This is a genomic window from Phyllobacterium myrsinacearum, from assembly GCF_014138285.1.
In the GTDB taxonomy this organism is placed as follows: Bacteria; Pseudomonadota; Alphaproteobacteria; order Rhizobiales; family Rhizobiaceae; genus Phyllobacterium; species Phyllobacterium myrsinacearum_A.
Genome location: NZ_JACGXN010000016.1, coordinates 50,712 through 68,619, shown reverse-complemented (window position 1 = coordinate 68,619; position 17,908 = coordinate 50,712). Strand labels below are relative to the sequence as shown.

At 54.2% G+C, this 17,908-nt stretch carries 18 protein-coding genes; all 18 read right to left on the bottom strand.

What is annotated here, in order from left to right; translation table 11 throughout:
- Positions 1-4: 4 nt before the first annotated feature.
- Entirely contained in the window at positions 5-367 is a 363-nt protein-coding gene (locus FHW16_RS26550) for a hypothetical protein (RefSeq protein ID WP_182552285.1), read from the bottom strand.
- A 2-nt stretch (positions 368-369) separates the two neighbouring features.
- Positions 370-735, bottom strand: coding sequence for a hypothetical protein (locus tag FHW16_RS26545; protein WP_182552284.1), 366 nt, complete (start codon positions 733-735; stop codon positions 370-372).
- Positions 735-5,288 (bottom strand): TipJ family phage tail tip protein, encoded by a 4,554-nt coding sequence (gene gpJ, locus FHW16_RS26540; RefSeq protein WP_182552283.1) that lies wholly within the window; start codon positions 5,286-5,288, stop codon positions 735-737. Before gpJ ends, FHW16_RS26545 begins: the two co-directional genes overlap by 1 nt.
- Positions 5,285-5,875, bottom strand: coding sequence for a tail assembly protein (locus tag FHW16_RS26535; protein WP_182552282.1), 591 nt, complete (start codon positions 5,873-5,875; stop codon positions 5,285-5,287). Before FHW16_RS26535 ends, gpJ begins: the two co-directional genes overlap by 4 nt.
- A complete protein-coding gene (locus tag FHW16_RS26530) occupies positions 5,868-6,653 on the bottom strand; it encodes a Mov34/MPN/PAD-1 family protein (RefSeq protein WP_182552281.1) in 786 nt (261 codons plus the stop codon). The genes FHW16_RS26535 and FHW16_RS26530 overlap by 8 nt, the downstream gene beginning before the upstream one ends.
- Complete coding sequence (locus FHW16_RS26525; protein WP_182552280.1) at positions 6,650-7,363, bottom strand: phage minor tail protein L; 714 nt, start codon at positions 7,361-7,363, stop codon at positions 6,650-6,652. Before FHW16_RS26525 ends, FHW16_RS26530 begins: the two co-directional genes overlap by 4 nt.
- Before the next feature lie 72 nt (positions 7,364-7,435).
- Complete coding sequence (locus tag FHW16_RS26520; RefSeq protein ID WP_182552279.1) at positions 7,436-7,789, bottom strand: phage tail protein; 354 nt, start codon at positions 7,787-7,789, stop codon at positions 7,436-7,438.
- Positions 7,786-12,510 (bottom strand): tape measure protein, encoded by a 4,725-nt coding sequence (locus FHW16_RS26515; protein ID WP_182552278.1) that lies wholly within the window; start codon positions 12,508-12,510, stop codon positions 7,786-7,788. The genes FHW16_RS26520 and FHW16_RS26515 overlap by 4 nt, the downstream gene beginning before the upstream one ends.
- Before the next feature lie 31 nt (positions 12,511-12,541).
- Positions 12,542-12,736, bottom strand: a complete 195-nt coding sequence (locus FHW16_RS26510) for a hypothetical protein (protein WP_182552277.1) — start codon at positions 12,734-12,736, stop codon at positions 12,542-12,544.
- A 143-nt stretch (positions 12,737-12,879) separates the two neighbouring features.
- Positions 12,880-13,221, bottom strand: coding sequence for a hypothetical protein (locus tag FHW16_RS26505; protein ID WP_182552276.1), 342 nt, complete (start codon positions 13,219-13,221; stop codon positions 12,880-12,882).
- An 83-nt stretch (positions 13,222-13,304) separates the two neighbouring features.
- The gene (locus FHW16_RS26500) at positions 13,305-13,829 is read right to left on the bottom strand and encodes a hypothetical protein (protein ID WP_182552275.1); all 525 of its coding nucleotides are present in this window, start codon (positions 13,827-13,829) and stop codon (positions 13,305-13,307) included.
- Positions 13,830-13,913: 84 nt separating this feature from the next.
- The gene (locus tag FHW16_RS26495) at positions 13,914-14,324 is read right to left on the bottom strand and encodes a minor capsid protein (RefSeq protein ID WP_182552274.1); all 411 of its coding nucleotides are present in this window, start codon (positions 14,322-14,324) and stop codon (positions 13,914-13,916) included.
- The gene (locus FHW16_RS26490; protein WP_182552273.1) at positions 14,321-14,752 is read right to left on the bottom strand and encodes an HK97 gp10 family phage protein; all 432 of its coding nucleotides are present in this window, start codon (positions 14,750-14,752) and stop codon (positions 14,321-14,323) included. The genes FHW16_RS26495 and FHW16_RS26490 overlap by 4 nt, the downstream gene beginning before the upstream one ends.
- Positions 14,749-15,093, bottom strand: coding sequence for a hypothetical protein (locus FHW16_RS26485; protein WP_182552272.1), 345 nt, complete (start codon positions 15,091-15,093; stop codon positions 14,749-14,751). The genes FHW16_RS26490 and FHW16_RS26485 overlap by 4 nt, the downstream gene beginning before the upstream one ends.
- On the bottom strand, positions 15,080-15,853 hold the full coding sequence (locus tag FHW16_RS26480; protein ID WP_182552271.1) for a hypothetical protein: 774 nt from the start codon (positions 15,851-15,853) through the stop codon (positions 15,080-15,082). The genes FHW16_RS26485 and FHW16_RS26480 overlap by 14 nt, the downstream gene beginning before the upstream one ends.
- Positions 15,850-16,638 carry a hypothetical protein gene (locus FHW16_RS26475; RefSeq protein ID WP_182552270.1) on the bottom strand — a complete coding sequence of 263 codons (789 nt, stop codon included), beginning with the start codon at positions 16,636-16,638 and terminating at the stop codon, positions 15,850-15,852. The genes FHW16_RS26480 and FHW16_RS26475 overlap by 4 nt, the downstream gene beginning before the upstream one ends.
- 3 nt (positions 16,639-16,641) lie before the next feature.
- Positions 16,642-17,607: a hypothetical protein gene (locus tag FHW16_RS26470; protein ID WP_182552269.1), complete on the bottom strand. Its 966-nt coding sequence runs from the start codon at positions 17,605-17,607 to the stop codon at positions 16,642-16,644.
- Entirely contained in the window at positions 17,607-17,858 is a 252-nt protein-coding gene (locus tag FHW16_RS26465; RefSeq protein WP_182552268.1) for a glutaredoxin, read from the bottom strand. The genes FHW16_RS26470 and FHW16_RS26465 overlap by 1 nt, the downstream gene beginning before the upstream one ends.
- Between the last annotated feature and the right edge of the window lie 50 nt (positions 17,859-17,908).

The window sequence follows — 17,908 nt, the reverse complement described above, 5'->3', positions numbered from 1 at the left end:
TCATTTAGCCAAACCTCTGATTTGTGACGATGTAGCTCACAGCGACAGGAGATCCAGATACAAACGAGTCATCGAAATATCCAATTCGGAAGGTGCTGTTCGAAAGGTAGTGGATACCAACGGTGTAAGCCCACCCACCCGCTAGATGAATGAGCGGCCAATAACCTTGATCAATGGTGTTTACTTCGACGTAAGAACCCTTGGCGACAGGAATGCGAACCACACCCCTGTGCACCATCTGCAACATTGGATTGTAGCCATCGAACATGAGATCGTCTTGACTTGCGTTCAATACATTCTTGCCAGGCCTCGATATCCTGAAAATCTGCCCTGCCCCGGCATCGCCTAGAATAATTCTTGGAGCCATCTCTACGACTCCATGACAAAATAATAGACGTTCTTGTTTTGGGCATTACTCGCCGTGAACCGAAGGGTCATGTTGTAGTTGGTGAACGAATACTGGTCGAACGAACCCTGCCTGTAATAAGGCGATCCCGAGACGGTGTAGAAAATCTCGACCATCGGCAGTTTTTGGAATGTGCGTCCAAAATCGATGGTGTATGGACCAGCGCCTATATTTGCGACACCCTTTAACCAGACGCGGCCGGTGTAATACCATCGACTATCGAACGCGAGCTGTTCGTCGGTTAGATTGCCCAAAACATCGAAACCAGGTCTTGATATTCTAAGCACCTGTTCGCCGTTAAAATTGCCAAAAATCAAACGGTTGGTCATTATGTGCCATCCACCATCAGGATGTAAGAACTCGTCATTTCCAGACGAGCGCCAGAGGTGGCGGAACGGATCGTCGTGTTACCGGCGCCATCCACTATGAAGCGGTTGTTGATATTGAGAGAGCCTGCAGTGATTGCGCCAAGGTTTGCGCTGATCGCCGACAGAGAGCTGGTCTCGATATGACCAGCGCCGATTTTGGTCGATCCGCCGACGGCCCATGGTGAAGGACCGGTCTGATTTACTTCCGCTTTTGCGAGCTTGGCACGCGTCATCCACATGTAGCTCGACGTGCTCGTAAGGGTCGCTCCCTTACGAAGACGCACTGTCATTCGAACAGCGCCGGCGGGTGCTGTCGCTATCACGAATACTCGCTTGTAATTGGCGAGGTTTTTAAGTGGATTAATGTCGTCGCTCGGAAAGACCGAACTTGCAGCGTAAGCGATGTGATTGTTATCAGCATCCTTGAACTGCATGTAAATCTGCGCAGTGGATCGATGGTTCAAGGCATAGACCGAGAACTCATATTTCTGACCTGGCTCGACCGGGAAATCCCTTATGGATCCATCGACATTCGCGGCATAGACGTCAGTGTAATAAGTGCTGTCAGTGACGCCGTTTGCAACGACAACTTCAAGGGCTCCACCTACAGGCGCATACGTATCGGTTCGAATGGATAAAACCGAAGCTACACCTCCCGTGCCATCAATCTTAACCCAGTTTGCCAGACCAGCTGACATGTCGGAATTGTCCAGCCAGTTACCGCCAGTGCCGACAGCAAGTGTCTCTGCTGTAATGGAACCAGACTGCAAATGACCCGTATTGATCGCTCCCGCATCAATCAAATCTGATTTAATTGCCTTGGCTTTAATCTGCTGAGCGTCGATCGTGCCAGTCTTGATGTTCGAACCGTCAATGATCGTCTTGCCGGCATCGGTGACGAGGTCCGTGTTTCCCCGATAGACCGCAAGCACAACCGCATTTGAGGCGTAGGCTGTTGCAACAACCGTAGTCGTGGTGATTTCGGTCGCGCCTTTCAGCCAGATCAAATAAAGCGATCCTGAAGTCCAGGTTGCAATTCCAGCGACAACGGTTCGCGAAGCAATATTGCCATCGTCACCCGGATATCGGATGACACCGGATGTCCATGAAACCTGATTGGCGGCTGGCTTGTTATGTTCGAATGTGAGTCCTTCGAACACCAGATTTCGAAGCCCGATCTCAAGCGTATTTGCTCGCACCGTATTTGCCGAAAGCTCACCGCCATCGATTCTGGTTTCATCGCCGCCTTTGCGCCAGTCGGAAAGATAGGTGTTTCCGGAAATACGAATCTTGCCCGGATTGATCGATGTGCTTCCGCCGTTAATCAGGTCAGCAATTTCGTCACACTCGATCGTCTTATGCGTTGCCGTCCCAGCATAGGTGGACTGATTGCCGAGCATATCAACGCCGCGCACGGTCACGGTATATTCCGTCTCAGGCTTGACCGACCACTCATAGCGGTTTTCGGCCGTTGTCATGGAGACGTAGTTACCCTGTCCTTCACGGATGCGAACATCGTAGTAGGCAAAGTCTTTTTCTTCGGCAGCATTCCAGGTAGCCTGCAGAAGGACGCGCTGAGCGACGCCCTCTACGGTATCGACCCTGGAAGTCAGCGTGAGGCCAGACGGCACCGCTGGCGGTTCTGTATCCAGGTCAAGTGACAGCGGCGTAATCATGAATTCGCTGGAGACGTTTTCGGGAATGCGCGAGAAGCTGTCGTAGTGACCGACACGGACATAAAACGGCACGGTCTCGTCGGTCTTGAAGACATAAGCACCACCGCGACCGGAGAACTTTGGCTCAGTCTCCTGCGGATTGTAGCCACTATTCTTCTCGAGCCAGACCGCGGTGCCTGCGTAGTCCAGATCAAAATTGGGCTGCCAAGAGACATAGATCTGGGCAAAGCCCGCCTGAACCTGCACGACGGCAACGCCAGGCGCAGGATTCTCGACAGTGATCGTCTTTGGCAACGAAGTGCGTTCGAACACATCGGAGACAGTTACTTCGAAGCGCAGCCGGCGCGCAGGGATGCGGCCAAGCGCTGATGTGTCAGCCATGTTCTTGTCGATGTCGTAGGTGTAGCTCGGAACAAGCACCACTTCATTGCGCAAAAGGGCTTCAGGCGTCTTGGTCGCGTCATAGACCTTGACGTTATTGCGCAGGAAGAATGGATTGTTTGCAGCGGTCGAGCCTGGGAACTTGTTGTCCCAGGTTAGCTCAACACGAGATCCTGGGAATGTGCCCGATACGCCGTTGGCAAGCACGAGGTTCTCGATGCTTGGCATTTCGGATGCGCCGAAGCCTTCCGCATGGAATTCAAGCACTGCCGGCTGAGAGCGCAGCCCGTTATAGCCGAGCGCCTCAACGGCGAAGATGTAGAGACCATCGACAACATTATCGACATCGATCGAGGTCTGCGCTGTTTCCCCAAAATCAATCTTGCCGTCAGGCGTCGAGGCATACACGCGGTAGCGCGTTGCCATGAAGTCATCAGCCGGCGTCCAGCCGAACAAGATACGGTTCTTCGGCGCGCCATTCTCATAAGAACGTGATTGCTGTGCCTTAAGGTTCGTCGGTGCTTTGATCGAATTCGGCGGACGAGTATAACGGATCGGCTCGAGAAGCGTCTCGTCCTCGACACGTGCGTATTTATTGGGATCATGGAACAGCGCCGTGATCTTGAACTTGTTCTTGTCGCTCTCCTCAATATTGAGGACGCGATACTGACGCGGACGTGCGGATGCCGATGCGATGGCCCACATGGCTCCAACGATCGGCAGCGGTGAAAATGGAGTGGTTAGCGTTGCGCCGAGGGCATGACCATCGGTTACTTCGGTCCAAGCGCCGACCTGCTTGGTGACGACATTGCCGTCCGGAAGCACAGCCGATAGATAATGGGTCTCGCCGGCGATAAACTGGAAGGGCGCGTCAAAGGTGATTTTTGTTCCGGAGATATCCACGCCTGCCAAACGCCCACCGTTGCGATAGGCGGCCTTACGCGGATCTGCAATCGCGATGATATCAAATGGACGCACGTCGATATGGTCGAATGAGCACTCGTAATTGACCGTCTCGGTTTCGTTCTGCTCGACATCGAGGATCCAGCGGCCGATGCGATGTGCCTGACCGCGATTGGTGCAGCCGGTCGCCTGATACTTGGTTTCCTTCCAGCCATACTTCTTGAGCATTTCGTCGTTAATGACGACTTCGGTAGCAGGGCGGTAGAAATCGTTCGGGTCATTCCAATTGACGATGGCGACGGAGTGACGCGCCGAAATAGCAGTGCCAGAATAAGTAAAGTCACCATTGATAACGTTGGCAGGCGAGACAAGCTTCTGTGGATCGGATGGAAGGTCGGCAACGGCAAAGATCTGGTTGACGTTCCAGAAGCTCATGCCGCGGAAGGTAGCCGCAACGTCGCGAAGAACCTCGAAGGCTTCCTTACGCGAGTTGATCACGCCATTGAACTGGTAGCGCGGCCCCATGATCTTAACGCCTTGAGCGGTCTTGTATCCGCTGAAGACATTTTCGTCGCAATAGCGAGCGATCTGGTAAAGACCCCACTTATCAATACCATTGGGATCGATGAACTCACCCAAACCATATCGGTCGTTGATCAGAAGATCGTAGAACACCCAGGCCGGATTTGAGGTCCAGGCAATCTTGAATGTGCCGTTCCACACGCCAGCGTAGGTGCGTGTGATCGGGTCATAGTTCGAAGGGACATTAACTTTCAGGCCACGAACGTGATAGGAGCGCGCGGGGATGCTCGAGCCGAAAAGCTCAGCATCAATATCCATAAACACAAAGGCTGAGTTCGGATAGGTGAACTTGCCCTCGACCAGAACAACGTAGCTGTCAAACCAGGTTTCATTCTGGATCTTTTCATCATCACTGTCGGGAGTGATGCGACGAACACGGATATCCCATGGAGAGCCGTTGATTGGCAGATCGATCCGGTGAGCGATCTGATAGGCCGAGATCGTCTTCTCTTTCTCGATCTTGTTGACGACCTTTTCAGTCCAGGCGCCATCAAACGGTCGAACATCGACTGCATACGATACACTGTTGGTCTTCATGCCCTCGTCTGTCTGCCGGAACAACGAAGGGATGCGCACGATCACGCGCACGGCATCGGCGTTTTCTTCGACAATGGTTCGGACGATGGGACCGTTGTTGAACGTGACCTGGGCTTCTACCTGTTCGGGTGTCTCGACATAGGGAGATCCGGTCACGTGGGTCTGATCGGGAGTGCCTTTGCGCTCCTCGAAAGTGATTCCCTTCATGTTCTGTTCGCCGTTTGGCGCGGTCACGGCTGTCTGATCGAAATAGATCGATTTCAGACCGTCGACGAGACCTTCGCACGGACCTTCCGAATAGACTTCGACAAGACGTGCGCGTGCTTTCGACTGCAGGGTGTTCTTGGCGTCAGAAGAACCGCCGCCCTTCTTTCCGCCGCCGCCACCGCCGCTCTTGCTGCCGAAAATGTTCCGGACGTTCACATGTGCATTCATTTGAGCTTCTCGATATCAACGCCGGCGGAGACCATGATCCCGCCTGTAACCACTTCGCCGTAAACAAGGGGAATGGCCCCGCCCTGCTCGTAGGTGTTGCCGGGACCGGATGTGGTGAAAGAAGAATCGTCCTTGTCATCCTTCTTGTCGGAAGGAGCCAGGAGCTGAGAAACGCCGGCAAGAGCGAGCGCTGCGCCGAACATGGCGACATTGCCGTAGGTGAAGGACGTTCCCAGAAAAGAAGCGCCAAGGCCGCCAGCAGCAAGACCGCCGAAGATGGCAGCACCAACGAGCACAACGCCCAGAATGGCCTTCAGCAAACCGCCGCGTTTGCGACCAGCAATTGCCGGCATGATGTGCAGATCTTGGCGTCCGAGCGTGATTTCGCCGAGGTCGTCTTCTGAGAGAGAACGACCGCTTGAGCGCTTCTTTCCGACGACAATGTTGTAGGAGCCTTCTCTGAGACGCTCAAAGAAGCCAGGAATACAGACCCCGAGAGCACGCACAGCTTCGGCAGCCGTTTGCACTTCCATTTCGTGCACTTTGCCGAATTCGGCGAGATATCCATGAAGGTAGATTTTACGCATGTTTGTAACGGATCCACAGATCGGCCGAGCGACCCCAGAGACCGGACGGATCTCTGCGTGACTGGCGCTTGGGCAGGTGATGGAGAAGACAGTCGTTACCGAGGAGCACACCGCCGTGATTGAGCTTGCCGCTATCGCCGACAGCGCACAGAAACACATCACCTGGACGTGCATCCGCCATGTTGATGACCTCGAAACCGAACTTGGAAAATAGCTGCGTGTAGAGATCTTCGCCTTCAAGCTCCCACCAGGCGTCGTCGCGCGGAACTTCCGGCAGCTCGATTGGATCAAACGGCCATTCGATGTCCTGTTCTGCGAGTTTGTCCTTGCCGAGCCGGAATGTGTCTCGAATAATTGAATAGCAATCGTGAACGCCGTGCATGAATTCGCGACCGATCATCGGTGCGATTTGACCTTCACCCCAGATCGTGGGATCCGATACGCGTTCGCCGTCAGTTGTGATAATTGCCCAAGGAACTTGTGTGGCAATTTGCTGTTCCATGTCACCCTTGGACGGATAACGCGGACCATCGGGATGTGAATGGACGATGTAGTTGACCGTCTTGCCCGCTGTGCGCGCTGCATAGTCCTCACCATCGATGACGAAGGAACATAGCTGGCATCCGCATTTACCTTCCGCGACGTGCTCGAATTCAGGGAGTGCGACGTTTTCGAACGGCACATAGACGCCATCAGCGATAACGCCACAGCTCTCTTTGGGGTATTCGGCTCGAGAATGTGCTTTCGCGGCTTCAAAGGCTTCAAAGAAGGCGTTCATGCGCGCACCCGCCCGACGCCTGGGAAGGCGCTCGTATAGAGCGGATTGCCCTTGCCAAATCGCAGTTCGCAATCAGAAAGCTTGCGACCGCACTGGTCCTTGTCGCGCGTGGCGACGGGGTTGCCATTGCGGTCGAAATAGTTACTGCCGGTGTAAAGACACTGAGCTTTCGAGTAGTCGAAATTACCGGTCGCCGGATTAAATTGGCGGTAGCGCCAAAGGCATGTGTCGCGAATACACTGACGGCCCGGAAGCTGCTTGCCCTCTTGGTCGATATTGGCCGACAATTCCCACTCTACATAGACGGGATTTTCGGAGAGCTTACGCTCGATCTTGAATGTATCGGGTCCGCGATATTGTGTCGGATCGGCTTCGGCTCCGTCGTCAAGATACTGGGCGAAAGTGCGAACGCGTTGGATCTGACAGCCAAGAAGATCGCCATACTGATTGATGATGGATTGAAAGACGCCATTCATATTGGCGACGCGCACTTTCGGACGCGGCAAAGATCCGCCGACATTCGTTTCCATGCCTTCGAACTCAACATCGACAGGGGTGTAGTAAACGCCGCCGAATGTCGGCCCTTTGGTTTCAAAGGCCGATTGGCAGAAATAAAGCACCTGTCCGCCGATCGAAGATGTGTCGAGCCGAAAGAGCTCGACATATTCGCCAGGCGCAGACGTTTGAACTGTGGTCGCTAACGAGGTCATATTGCCCTAAAGTAAATCAATGATGATTTACTTTAACAGACTCCGTATGGAACGAAAAGACGAAAAAGCGAATTAGTTCTCCAGATTAAAGCTCTGCTTGAATGTCGCTGACACCTGAAAGCCGTCGTTGTTATGCGCACTATCGAATTCCTGGCATGTCCACTTCAAAGCTTTTCGCTCACCGGTTGGTGTGAAGTAAAACAGGCGATCGCCGCCTCGCTCTGTGAGAAAGCCCATGATCTCAGCTTCCTGCCATGGAAGAAGTTTATCCCAAGATAGAGCAAGAGTGCGGCGCAGGTGATTGATTCCGCGCCGCGCCGATTGCGTATAGCCGTCGCCGAACTCGGCTTCGAGAAGCTTGATCTCGGGCTTGTGACGTGTGCCGCTAGAAGGCGGCACACTTGGTTCAAAGATTGGAAGGGTCATTTCGTCTTACTCATCATTCCGCCTGGGCGGCGTTGGTTTTGAAACTCTTCGGCCATGACCGACTTCACCATCGATTTTAGTTCGCGACTAGTTTGCTGAGCCAAATCGCGGTTCTGATCGGCGGATCCACCACTGGCATTGACTGTAACCGGCATGTTGAACTGCGGTGCATACATCTGAGCTCCACCGACGGCGCCCATCGCTGCCATCTGCTCCTTGGTGAAGACCCCCTCGCCCTTGCGCGTAACAATAGGCACTTCATCGCGCTGAAGCTTCGGGCCGCCAATGATCCCGCCGGCGTGGAACTTCTGTGCGCCAACGAAAGCACGAGGATTTACGGCAGTGTGCATCTTAGTGTGGCCGATCATTCCGCCGGCATGATAGAGACCCACACCCATCAATGGCGCACCTTTCTTCGCCCCGCCGCCCGCAGCCATGCCGGCTTTCTTCCCGCCGCCGCCTGCTGACTGGCCTTTGTTACCGAACATGCCCGACATCATGTATTTGACGCCCATGTTCACCATGTCTTTCAGGATGCTGCTGATGACGGACTTCAGATCTCCCGTTCCCATGATGAGATCGGTGATGCCGCCTGCGATATTGTCCATCCACTGCGTAGATTGCTTGATCAGATTGCCCTGCATATCGCCCCATTCGGCCATCTGCTTCTGCATCGGATTCATTTCTTGGTTGTATTGCGCGCGGATAGCAGCCTTCTTGGCCTCGGCGATTCGGACGAATTCAACCTTCTGTTCTTCCGAGCCCTGGAACTGGGCTACCGCGGCATCGATCTCGGCAATTTGCTGATCGAGGGCTGCGCGGCGCTGCTGCATTTCAGTGCCGAGCGAGCGGTTCAGCTCGATCGTATCCTTACGCCAGGTCGCAGCCTTTTCCATACCCTCGACAGTTGAAAACTGACGAAGCATCTGGGTCTTGTAGGCCTGTGCGTTGGAGTAAGCGGTGCTTTCCTTGCCGTAGGCGGCTTCAACGTCGCGAACATACGCCTCGAGCTCTTGTCGTAGAGCTCGATAGCCGGAGGACGACTTCAAACTGTTCGGATCACCAATGCGTGCCTGCGCTTCTTCAAGCTGCTTGTTAAGCTCGAGCTGGCGTTCCTTAAACTTCTCTTCAGCGTTGTTCGCCTGGGAAACCTTCTTGGAGCGCTCTGTGAGCTGGTCGAGCTCGCGTGCTGCGGCAAGCGCGGCCTTTGCTTCAGCGGAATTGAGATCCACGCCACGCTTTTCGAGCGCGCGGCGGGTTGCAAGGTAGCGCTTGTTGGCAACGTCGGCCTGATCGATTGCGTTCTTCTGTTCCTCAATCTCATCATTGAGAGACTTGGTAAGCTTGACCGCATCGTTGCGCTTCTTGTTGCCTTCGTTCTCCTGCTCGATCTTAACGATGTCGGAGATCTGCTGCTTGTAAGTGACCTCCAGGTCATTCATCTGCTGTTGCAGGGCAACCGCATTCTTGTCGGGAGCGTAGGTTGGGATTGCAGGTGCGGCAGCGGGACTAACCGTCGGAGCTTTGCCAACGCGTGGCCCGGACATTTTCGCATTGATGCCGCCTGTATAGGCGTTGGAAATAAGGCCCGGATCAATACGGCGCAGACCTTCCCACTCATTGCGCAGACCAGCGACACTATTGCCGCGACGTGAGGCCAGACGGGTCGCAAGCGAGTCCTGAAGATCGGCCGAGAAGAGCTGGTTACCGCCCAAACCCATTTCATCGCGCAGTCCGCGCAAGGTTTGCTGGACAATCTGATAGCGGCCAAGCGCCGAAGAATTGAAATTGTTGTCGGGATGCTTGAGCATTGCAGATTGCAATTGGTCAATCTGATCAAGCGTCATCCCCACCAGGTTCTGATCGCCGCCCGTAAACTTGCCGAAACCGAGTGTCTCGTTGTAGCCGCGACCCTTATCGGTGCCCTCAGCATAACCAATCAGGTCCAGGAAGCCCTTCGCGGCCGCTTCCTGCGCGCTCTTGGAGTTACCGCCTGGCAGAGCAAGTCCGCCCCCGGCAAACTGGTTGAGACCATTGAATGACAGGCCGGTAAGACCATTGCCGATCCCTGTTACGATGCCGGACATTTCACGAAGCTTGTCGTTCGTTGTCTGGATGGCAGTCTGGGTTGCAGAGCCGAAGGCATTGTTGCGTGCAACATCGCCAACCTGCGTCAAAGCGTTGCCCTGCAAGTCGAGTGCAGAAACGATGAGCTTATACTGGTCGAGCGTCAGCTTCGCGGGACCGAAGCCCTTGTAAGCGCCGTTCTTGATCTTGAGCTCGATCTTCTCGGCTGTTGAGAGCGTCTTGCCGGAAAGCTCCTCTTCGAGCTTTGCCTGCTCTTCGAGGGCATCGAGACGTGCCTTATCAATATCGTCGGCTAGATCGCGCTTGCCCTTCAGCAGCTTGTCCAACAGCTCCTTGGCGGCGGTCGCTTCGACCAGCTTGTCTACGAGTTTCTGAACTTCTGCGCGGCCCATGTCGCCATAAGGCTGGTTAGCTGCAAGTTTGGCCTTCAGCTCCTCGACTTCGGCATTCGCACCGGAGAGTTCACCAACCAGACCCTTAACCTCAGCCTGAACACGCTCGAGCGCAATCTCGCCTTTCGAAAACAGCTTTTCGTCATTGAGGGGAGCCTCGAACTTAAGCGCACCGATCTCCTGTTCGGACGCGGACTGGCGCGCTTCCTTAACCTGGTTGATCTGATCGAGAATATAGGTGATACGCTCCTCAATGCCCTTGCGAGCCGTTACATTCGAAGAGTCGTCAAGCGCCTTTTCTTCCTTCGCCAGCATCTCCTTCATAAGGCGCTCGCGCGTATTGTAGAGTTCGACCGCCTGCTCGATCAGAGCCTTGCCGCGACGCTCGCGAATGGCACTTGCTGACTTGCCAGGTCCAAGCGCTTTTTCTTCAGCGTCGAACTCGTCCTGGATTTGCTGACGCCGGCGAAGATAGGCCGCCTGCTCAAGCTGCAGCTCCTCATTGACCTGATTGCGGTATTCATCGAGGGCTTCGGCGCGTTCGCGGCTTTCCAGCTCCTTCGAGCGTTTGGCAAGAAGACGCTTGTTCTCCTGGATCTCAAGCGACTTTGCAGCGTAGTCGTTCTCTACGTCGAATTCCTGGCGCGCCTCGTCTTCAAGCTCTTTGCGAGCCTGTTCGGTAGAGATCCCGCGATAACGTGCGACCAGACCCGGAAGCGCCATATTGGCGCTGTTGCGAGCCGAAGCTTCACGCATCTGCGTTAGCTTGGCGAAATCTTCTTCCTGCTTCTTGATGTAGTCCGATGCGATGTCGAGCGTGTCTTTGGACGCAGCGCCGAATTCCTTCAGCGTGTTCATCGCATCCTTGCCCTTGTTCGAGAACAGGTCGAAATACTCAGCGACAGCTACAACGCCGATGCCGATAAGGGAAAGAACAGGAGGAAGGGCGGCAGCTGCACCAGCAATGCCGCGCAGGAAGCTGCCAGCAGTTGCAAAGCTCAGACGAGCGCGTGTCATGCCGGTGACGCTGCTTGAGAACGAATTCATCAGAACGTCGAGCGAGCGCTTGGAGCGCGTGAAATCGGTGCCGGTCAATGCAAGTGCCTGACGCAGCCTACCAATCCCGCCGATCATAGCGGAGACGCCACTGATCATCTTCGACGCAACAAAGATCTTGCCAACAATCATGGCCGTGCGGAAACCCTCCTCGCGGAAGGCGATGAGCGCATCAATGGCTTTGCGGATATACTGAACTGCGGTAGTCAGGCCGGAGCCGAGACTACGAGCAAGATTGGTGCCGATTTCGGAAGAAAGGATCCGGTTTACATCCTGTAGCTGCTTGCGCAGCTCGCTCATGAAACCGCCTTCGGTGTATGATCCGTTCTGCAGGCCACCGGCCTCGAGTGAAAGCGTCTGAAGAGCCGTATAGGTCTTCTTCAACTGACCTTCGAAAGTCTGCATCATTGATAGAGCGCGGCCGCCGTAACCACGTTCAATTTCAGCAACAAGTGCAGCAATCGCCGGCTTGGCGGCGACGGTGCCTGTGCCGATCTCCTTAATCAGCTCGGACATGGAAATGCCCATGGCCTGCGCCATCTGCTGAACGGCCGTTGGCATGGACTCACCAAGCTGCTGACGCAACTCTTCCATCTGGATGACGCCCTTACCAGCCATCTGGCTGATACCAAGCGTAATGCGCTGAAGTGCTTCGTCAGTGCCGCCGAATGCCGCTACGCCGTCTACGAGAGCCTGAAGCGTCTCGTTGACATCCTTCATTCCGGTTGCCTTCAACTTGACGAAGGCATTGTTGAGGGTCTGAATGGAGAACGGCGCATTCATCGCCATCTCGCGTAGATACTTTACGTTGTCTGCTGCCTCCCGGATCGGATCGAGCGCTGTGCTCATGGACTTCATCTGGAAGGCGAGCTTCTGAAACTCCATGTTGACGCGAACGATGTCGCCCACCCACGACGACTGAATATTGGCGAGCTTGGACATACCGAGACCGACGACGCCGAGCACAATCGACAGGTCACGCATGGTCGATAGAAAGCCCTTGGCCTTCATATCGGCAAGCGAATAGGAACGAATCACCTGACCGCCTGCATTAGCGACGGCCTGAAGACGTGGCGAAGATGCTGCGATCTCGCGATTAAACTGAGCAACCGATTGACCGGCATGAAGCATGCGAGTCGTAAAATTACCGTCGGCAAGTTCTAGTTCAACACGGATCGCAGTCATGACTTCCTTCAACTAGTAAATCATTATTGATTTACCTTTTTGCTTTGTGGACTTTCGCCTTCAGCGCCTTGAATGCTGTTCTGTCGAACTCCGCATCTGGCGCATCAGCATCAAATACTTGGGCTTTAGGGGCCATCACCCAGATTTCACCCATCGACTTGTGAAGTTGATCTACCGCTTTTCCGTAAGACTCGGCGGAGGTAACAGAGCCGAGCAGGTTGATCATTCTCAAGTCGTCTTCTGCGGCGAGCCGATCCACCTGCCGGTGATAGAACCAGAACCGTTTGAGCGGATACCGGAGCAGATGATCATGATCAAAGCGGAAGAACTTTATTAATCTGGCGAACAGAAATCCGAAATCTATAGACTTCAGCTCGCCGGCTTGGGGTCCACTTCACCATCCTTCGTCTCTTCAGTTTCAATCTTCTGTCCACCTGCGGTCATAACGAAATCGTGGATTGCCTTGACCTGAGAAAATGTCAGCTTGCGCAACTGTGGGTCGGTCAGTGTCGGCACCGAGCGCAGAAGCTGCTTAATGGTGAGATTGAGTTCCTCTGTCGGAGACGCATTGATCGGCAATGCCTCGAGCTCCTTCAGATTGTCGAGGAAGTCCTGAACAGTCGGCTCTTGGACCAGATGGTCTTTGCCACTGAGCTTGATGAAGAATTCGCGCTCTGCGGAGAGTTCGTCCAGATTGAGGTATTTCGTCATAGTGTTTCCCTGAAAATGAAATTGACTGACACTCGGAAGAATGTCAGTCAATATTGATTTACTTTGCGCTTGAAATCAAGTGATTAAGCAGCTGCAGTAGTATCACCAAGGGCAAAAAGCTTTCCCGTAGCGTCAGCGTAGCCCTTGAAGGAGACGTTGAAGACTCGTTCAGTATCGGACTGATAGGCGAACGAAATCGCGCCGGCGGTCATTGCCTTGAAAATCGTGAAATCTTCTTCGCCAGTTGTGCCTTTCGGACGCAGAACGAGCTTCTTGGCAATAGACAAAAGCGAAATGGAAACACCCGTATCAACAACGACCTGGCGCTTTTTCGGATCGGTGCCATCGACGATCAGGGTTGCGCCAGGCATGATGCGGACAAGGTTGTCGAGCGTCGTTTCGGCGAGCGGAACCTTAACAGTGACCTTACGGCCAGTTACAAGTTCATCGATCGGCGTATCGCCAAACTGATCGACGGTGACTTCGTGCGTATCCGTCGTCACTTCGACTTCCACGCCGCCCTTGGTAAAACCAAGATCCTCTGCATTAAAGAGGACGGTGCAGACGCCAAGCTTGACGTTTTCAGTGCTAGATGTTGGACCAGCCATAATAGATTTACTCCTTGAGAGGCGGAAAGGACATACTTGACCAGTAGTTTACCTGACGGCAAAAAGTAAATCAATATTGATTTATTATGAGCGAGCCTGAATGGTGAAGGATGTGCTGTAGTTGAGCGACCATTCGATCGATCCGCCCTCTTGACGTGGATACCGGATCGGCAAACTCCGGGCCCGGAAGATGTTGATCTGAACCGCACCGCGCTCGGCAGTCTGCTCATATCTCTCTGGTGCTTCAACATAGAGAATGTGGTTAAGCTTAGCCGCGAGCTTCTCACCCTCAACGGGATCCTTGTGGCGAACAATAATCTGAAGGTTTGGCGTATAGTAGCCTGGCAGGTTGGGATCGATAGCAATTCCAGCAAGTGGCGATTTCAACATGACACCGGTATCCACTTCGGCTGGAAAGTCATTGATGAACATGTCGTTGCCGGCCGCTGCAAGGCCGGCCGCTTCGATCTTCGCAATAAGAATGTCCCAAATCATAGCTTCGTCGTCACCTTTGAAATTGCGCCAATTATTCTGGCGTTGAGCTTGCCTTCCTCGTCCTCGACGGCGCGGTCGAGATACTTCTCTCCGATGAGCCGTCCGGGGTTCTGTCTCATCTTTTCCTTGGTGCCCTCGCCTGCGTGCTCGGGGTTGTAGTTCTCATGCACCTCAGCCGCATAAGCGTCGATGTGTCCTCCGCCGGCAACGATGTCGATTTGCAGTCGGCCGGCGGTGCCATAGGACTTCTCAATTCGGATGGATTGTTCCAGATCGTGCGTATCAACGGGCGTATTGAGTTTGGCCTCCTGGACGATACGCCCAGCAGAGGCGTGCATGGTCTTGCGAGCGTTCTCAACAACCCGCTGACCCATATTGCGCAGTTCCACAACTACCTGGCTGCCGCCCGTCGAGCGCATCCTAATCATGCGATTGCTGCCTCAAGGTCGATTTCGGTGTGATCGTGTTTGCCGTGAACAGTGAAGCGAGGATGCAGGTTGATGACGGTATAGTTCTCGTCATTGATCAGAAAGAGATCACCGCGTGAAATCCTGGCAGTCGCGCCAACCAGTATCTTGGTCTTGGCGACCACTTCATCAGCCGCGCCGCGCGATCCGGATGAGTCAGCGCGAACTGTAGTCTGCTGTGAGGATCGCTGGAGGGTGACAATTGCGCAGCCGATATCGATAGCTTTGGCAAAGCTTGTGCGGTTGTAAACGTCACGACCAATGCGCTTGGACCATTTGACGGTCTGGTTAGGACGATACATTCGGCGTCTCCATGGAAAGGACTGCATTAGAATTTGGATGGAAGATTGTGTCGCGGATCTCCGAATAGGTCGGCATGTCGGCGTTCGAGCCCATCGCGATGATCATGCCGTGGGACTGGGCGTCGGCATTCATGTGATTGACCTGGGCGCGCTCGAGACCGTGTTCGGACAACGTGTGAAGCACGACTTCGTTGTAAACCGACAAGAGCGTATGTCGCCAAAGTCCGCGGATGTATTTCGATGACTGCCACTTGCGGGAATTGCGATCGAGGAAGATGAACTGCAAGTCCGACTTGTTTCCGATGCGATATTCCATCAGGGCGTTTGCTGTGCTTAAACGGCGCGAGCGCGAGGCTAGGGAGACCTCGAGATTGACACGCTGCAGTGTTAGTCGCAGCAAAGCGATGTCACGATGAATTTGCGCACCCAGACTGTCGATTAAATAGCTCTTTGTCTGATTCAGATGCTCCAGGGCTTCGACCGTTAACTCGTCGCTCGCATCACTCATGATTTCGTCAATCGTCGCTGTGTGCGCTTCTGTTGCAATTTCGAAGACGAGGTTCTCGCTGTCCTCGTCGACATCTTCCAGAAACGTTTGTGCCAGGTCATAAGCTTGGCGGACGATTGAGTTTACAAGTGCTGGGGAGCCAAAGCTCGAGGAACCAAGTGCATTGAAGAACAACGAACGCCAAGCGTCAGTGAGGCGCTCATAGTTTAACGCTTGGCGATCTGCATGGGCGGAGAGAGTGTGAGAGATCATCCGCGCAGCAGTCTCGCACGATAGTAGATATGACCCTTCAGGAACTCGCTGGAACGCTTGGCAATTCCGAGCTCGAGCAATCCACCGCGTAGCATGACAGACGACTCTCCGACGGTTTCGGAGATAATGCCGGCGCGATGCTTGGAAGCGGTCACGTCATTCTCAAGGATTTCGTTGGCTTCTGCGATCTGAGCCTGGCGCACCGCTTTGCGGAATGATGCCGGGAAGGTCATGAACTCGATCTTGGTGATTTCACGCCAGGCGTCGGTTGGAATGACCGTCTCCTCATAGTGGCGCATTTCAACACCTTCGTAGCGCTTGAATTTCATCGGGATCCGGATCAGCCGTTCAAAGGCATTAATGAGAGCTGCGTTGCGGCTCTCTTCGGTTGCTTCAGACCAGCCTTTCAAGTTGGGAATGTCGCGCGCCAACAATTCTGCAGCTTCGATCGACATGAAAGAATTCTCCATGACGGCGAGACGAAACTCGCCCTCAATGGCATATACGGATGAATAGCGAATGATGCCGGCATTGGTTGTGAGCTGCACTTTGAGGATGCGCGCTTCGCTAAGAGCGCCCTCCCCGAGAATGTTGAACGCGGCCGGGATAACTATATCCTTGCCCGTCTCCAAAGGATCGAACGGCAGCGAACCGAAATTCACTACGACTTCATCCTCGCCATTAAACAGAACGGCCCTAACCTCAGATGGCGTAATCTTTGCGCCATTGAGATCGACAAAGGAAACGCGGATCGTCACGTCATAATTCTCGGGGTAGAGCTTCATAACTTACTCGCCCTCGCGTTCGATATTGCCACCCACGACCGGCTCTGCGTCCGGAATTGTGTTGGTGTGAACCGCGATTGAGCCAAGCTGAGCGCTAAGCGCTGGCAAACGGGACACATCGAATTGAGCACGCTCATCGACTGTTTCGACCGGCGCGACGGGAACAACTGGAATGCTTGGCACTTCAGGCTTTGCAGCTTCGACACCGATCAGCTTCAGCTCGTTTGCGATCAACTCGGCGATCTGGTCGCTCTTGGTCTTGTTCCAGCCAGTAGCCGACATGCCGGAGCGCTTCCATGCCGCCTCGATCACAGCTTCGCCAGTCAGGATAATTTCGCCGACGGCATATTCCTTGGCCACGTGATCGGCACCCTGCAGGATCGAAGCAGCCTGTTCAAGTTCGTCAGCTTCCGCCTTTGCCTTCTTACGGGCAGCTTCCTGCGCAATCTTCTGCTCATCAATGGCAGCCTGAATTTTGTCGTTGATCCGTTCGAAGTGCTGCTTGCGCTTCTCCACAAAATCAGACTGCTCGCGCAGGATCATCTGAATGAGGACGTTGATATTGCGGTGCTTGACGCCCCAGGCATCACCAATCACGCGAAGACCCTTCAAGCCCTCGGCATCAACAACAGCCTGCAACTCTTCGTGAGAATACATCTTGCCGTGCGGTGCTTTCTCGGCCGACAGAAGATCACGCTTGGCTTCAGCAGCCGCTTCCGCATCGGACTGACGCATCAGCTTTGGAAGAACCGGCGCGCGAGCAGCAGATGCAGCAATCAGGTCATAAGCAGCGCCGGCTGGAGACTCAACGCCCTCTTCATCAAGCCGGACGATCGTGATTGTCGCGGCCAGGCGATTGATCGTGGCGTCATTGAGCGGCTCAACTGATACACCGTCGTGAAATTTCACACCGCAAAGGTGGCTGGAATAGGTGTGCCAGCCCTTCGAGGTAATCTTTACCTTGTTCATTATTCACCAATCATTTGCTGGAGTCGGGATAGCGGCGTGGCAACCAGGTCATCGCAGCCGCCAATGAGGGTTTCGCCAATGAAGATCTGTGGGAACGTTGCGGTGGCGGGATTGCGCCGAAAGACCTCAAGGCGGCTCGCCTCGTCAGCGACATCGCGGTAGACATATGGAAGCTCATAGTGGTCGAGCAGGGTCACCGCATCCTTGCAGTAACGGCAGTTTTCTTTTCCATACACATCAATGGAGCGCATCGGTTCCTCACAAATAAACAAAGGGCGGGAATAATCCCGCCCTCAGATAG

Coding starts and splice junctions, on each gene's coding strand:
- FHW16_RS26550 (WP_182552285.1), bottom strand. CDS start 367: ATGGCTCCAAGAATTATTCTAGGCGATGCCGGGGCAGGGCAGATTTTC.
- FHW16_RS26545 (WP_182552284.1), bottom strand. CDS start 735: ATGACCAACCGTTTGATTTTTGGCAATTTTAACGGCGAACAGGTGCTT.
- gpJ (WP_182552283.1), bottom strand. CDS start 5,288: ATGAATGCACATGTGAACGTCCGGAACATTTTCGGCAGCAAGAGCGGC.
- FHW16_RS26535 (WP_182552282.1), bottom strand. CDS start 5,875: ATGCGTAAAATCTACCTTCATGGATATCTCGCCGAATTCGGCAAAGTG.
- FHW16_RS26530 (WP_182552281.1), bottom strand. CDS start 6,653: ATGAACGCCTTCTTTGAAGCCTTTGAAGCCGCGAAAGCACATTCTCGA.
- FHW16_RS26525 (WP_182552280.1), bottom strand. CDS start 7,363: ATGACCTCGTTAGCGACCACAGTTCAAACGTCTGCGCCTGGCGAATAT.
- FHW16_RS26520 (WP_182552279.1), bottom strand. CDS start 7,789: ATGACCCTTCCAATCTTTGAACCAAGTGTGCCGCCTTCTAGCGGCACA.
- FHW16_RS26515 (WP_182552278.1), bottom strand. CDS start 12,510: ATGACTGCGATCCGTGTTGAACTAGAACTTGCCGACGGTAATTTTACG.
- FHW16_RS26510 (WP_182552277.1), bottom strand. CDS start 12,736: ATGATCAACCTGCTCGGCTCTGTTACCTCCGCCGAGTCTTACGGAAAA.
- FHW16_RS26505 (WP_182552276.1), bottom strand. CDS start 13,221: ATGACGAAATACCTCAATCTGGACGAACTCTCCGCAGAGCGCGAATTC.
- FHW16_RS26500 (WP_182552275.1), bottom strand. CDS start 13,829: ATGGCTGGTCCAACATCTAGCACTGAAAACGTCAAGCTTGGCGTCTGC.
- FHW16_RS26495 (WP_182552274.1), bottom strand. CDS start 14,324: ATGATTTGGGACATTCTTATTGCGAAGATCGAAGCGGCCGGCCTTGCA.
- FHW16_RS26490 (WP_182552273.1), bottom strand. CDS start 14,752: ATGATTAGGATGCGCTCGACGGGCGGCAGCCAGGTAGTTGTGGAACTG.
- FHW16_RS26485 (WP_182552272.1), bottom strand. CDS start 15,093: ATGTATCGTCCTAACCAGACCGTCAAATGGTCCAAGCGCATTGGTCGT.
- FHW16_RS26480 (WP_182552271.1), bottom strand. CDS start 15,853: ATGATCTCTCACACTCTCTCCGCCCATGCAGATCGCCAAGCGTTAAAC.
- FHW16_RS26475 (WP_182552270.1), bottom strand. CDS start 16,638: ATGAAGCTCTACCCCGAGAATTATGACGTGACGATCCGCGTTTCCTTT.
- FHW16_RS26470 (WP_182552269.1), bottom strand. CDS start 17,607: ATGAACAAGGTAAAGATTACCTCGAAGGGCTGGCACACCTATTCCAGC.
- FHW16_RS26465 (WP_182552268.1), bottom strand. CDS start 17,858: ATGCGCTCCATTGATGTGTATGGAAAAGAAAACTGCCGTTACTGCAAG.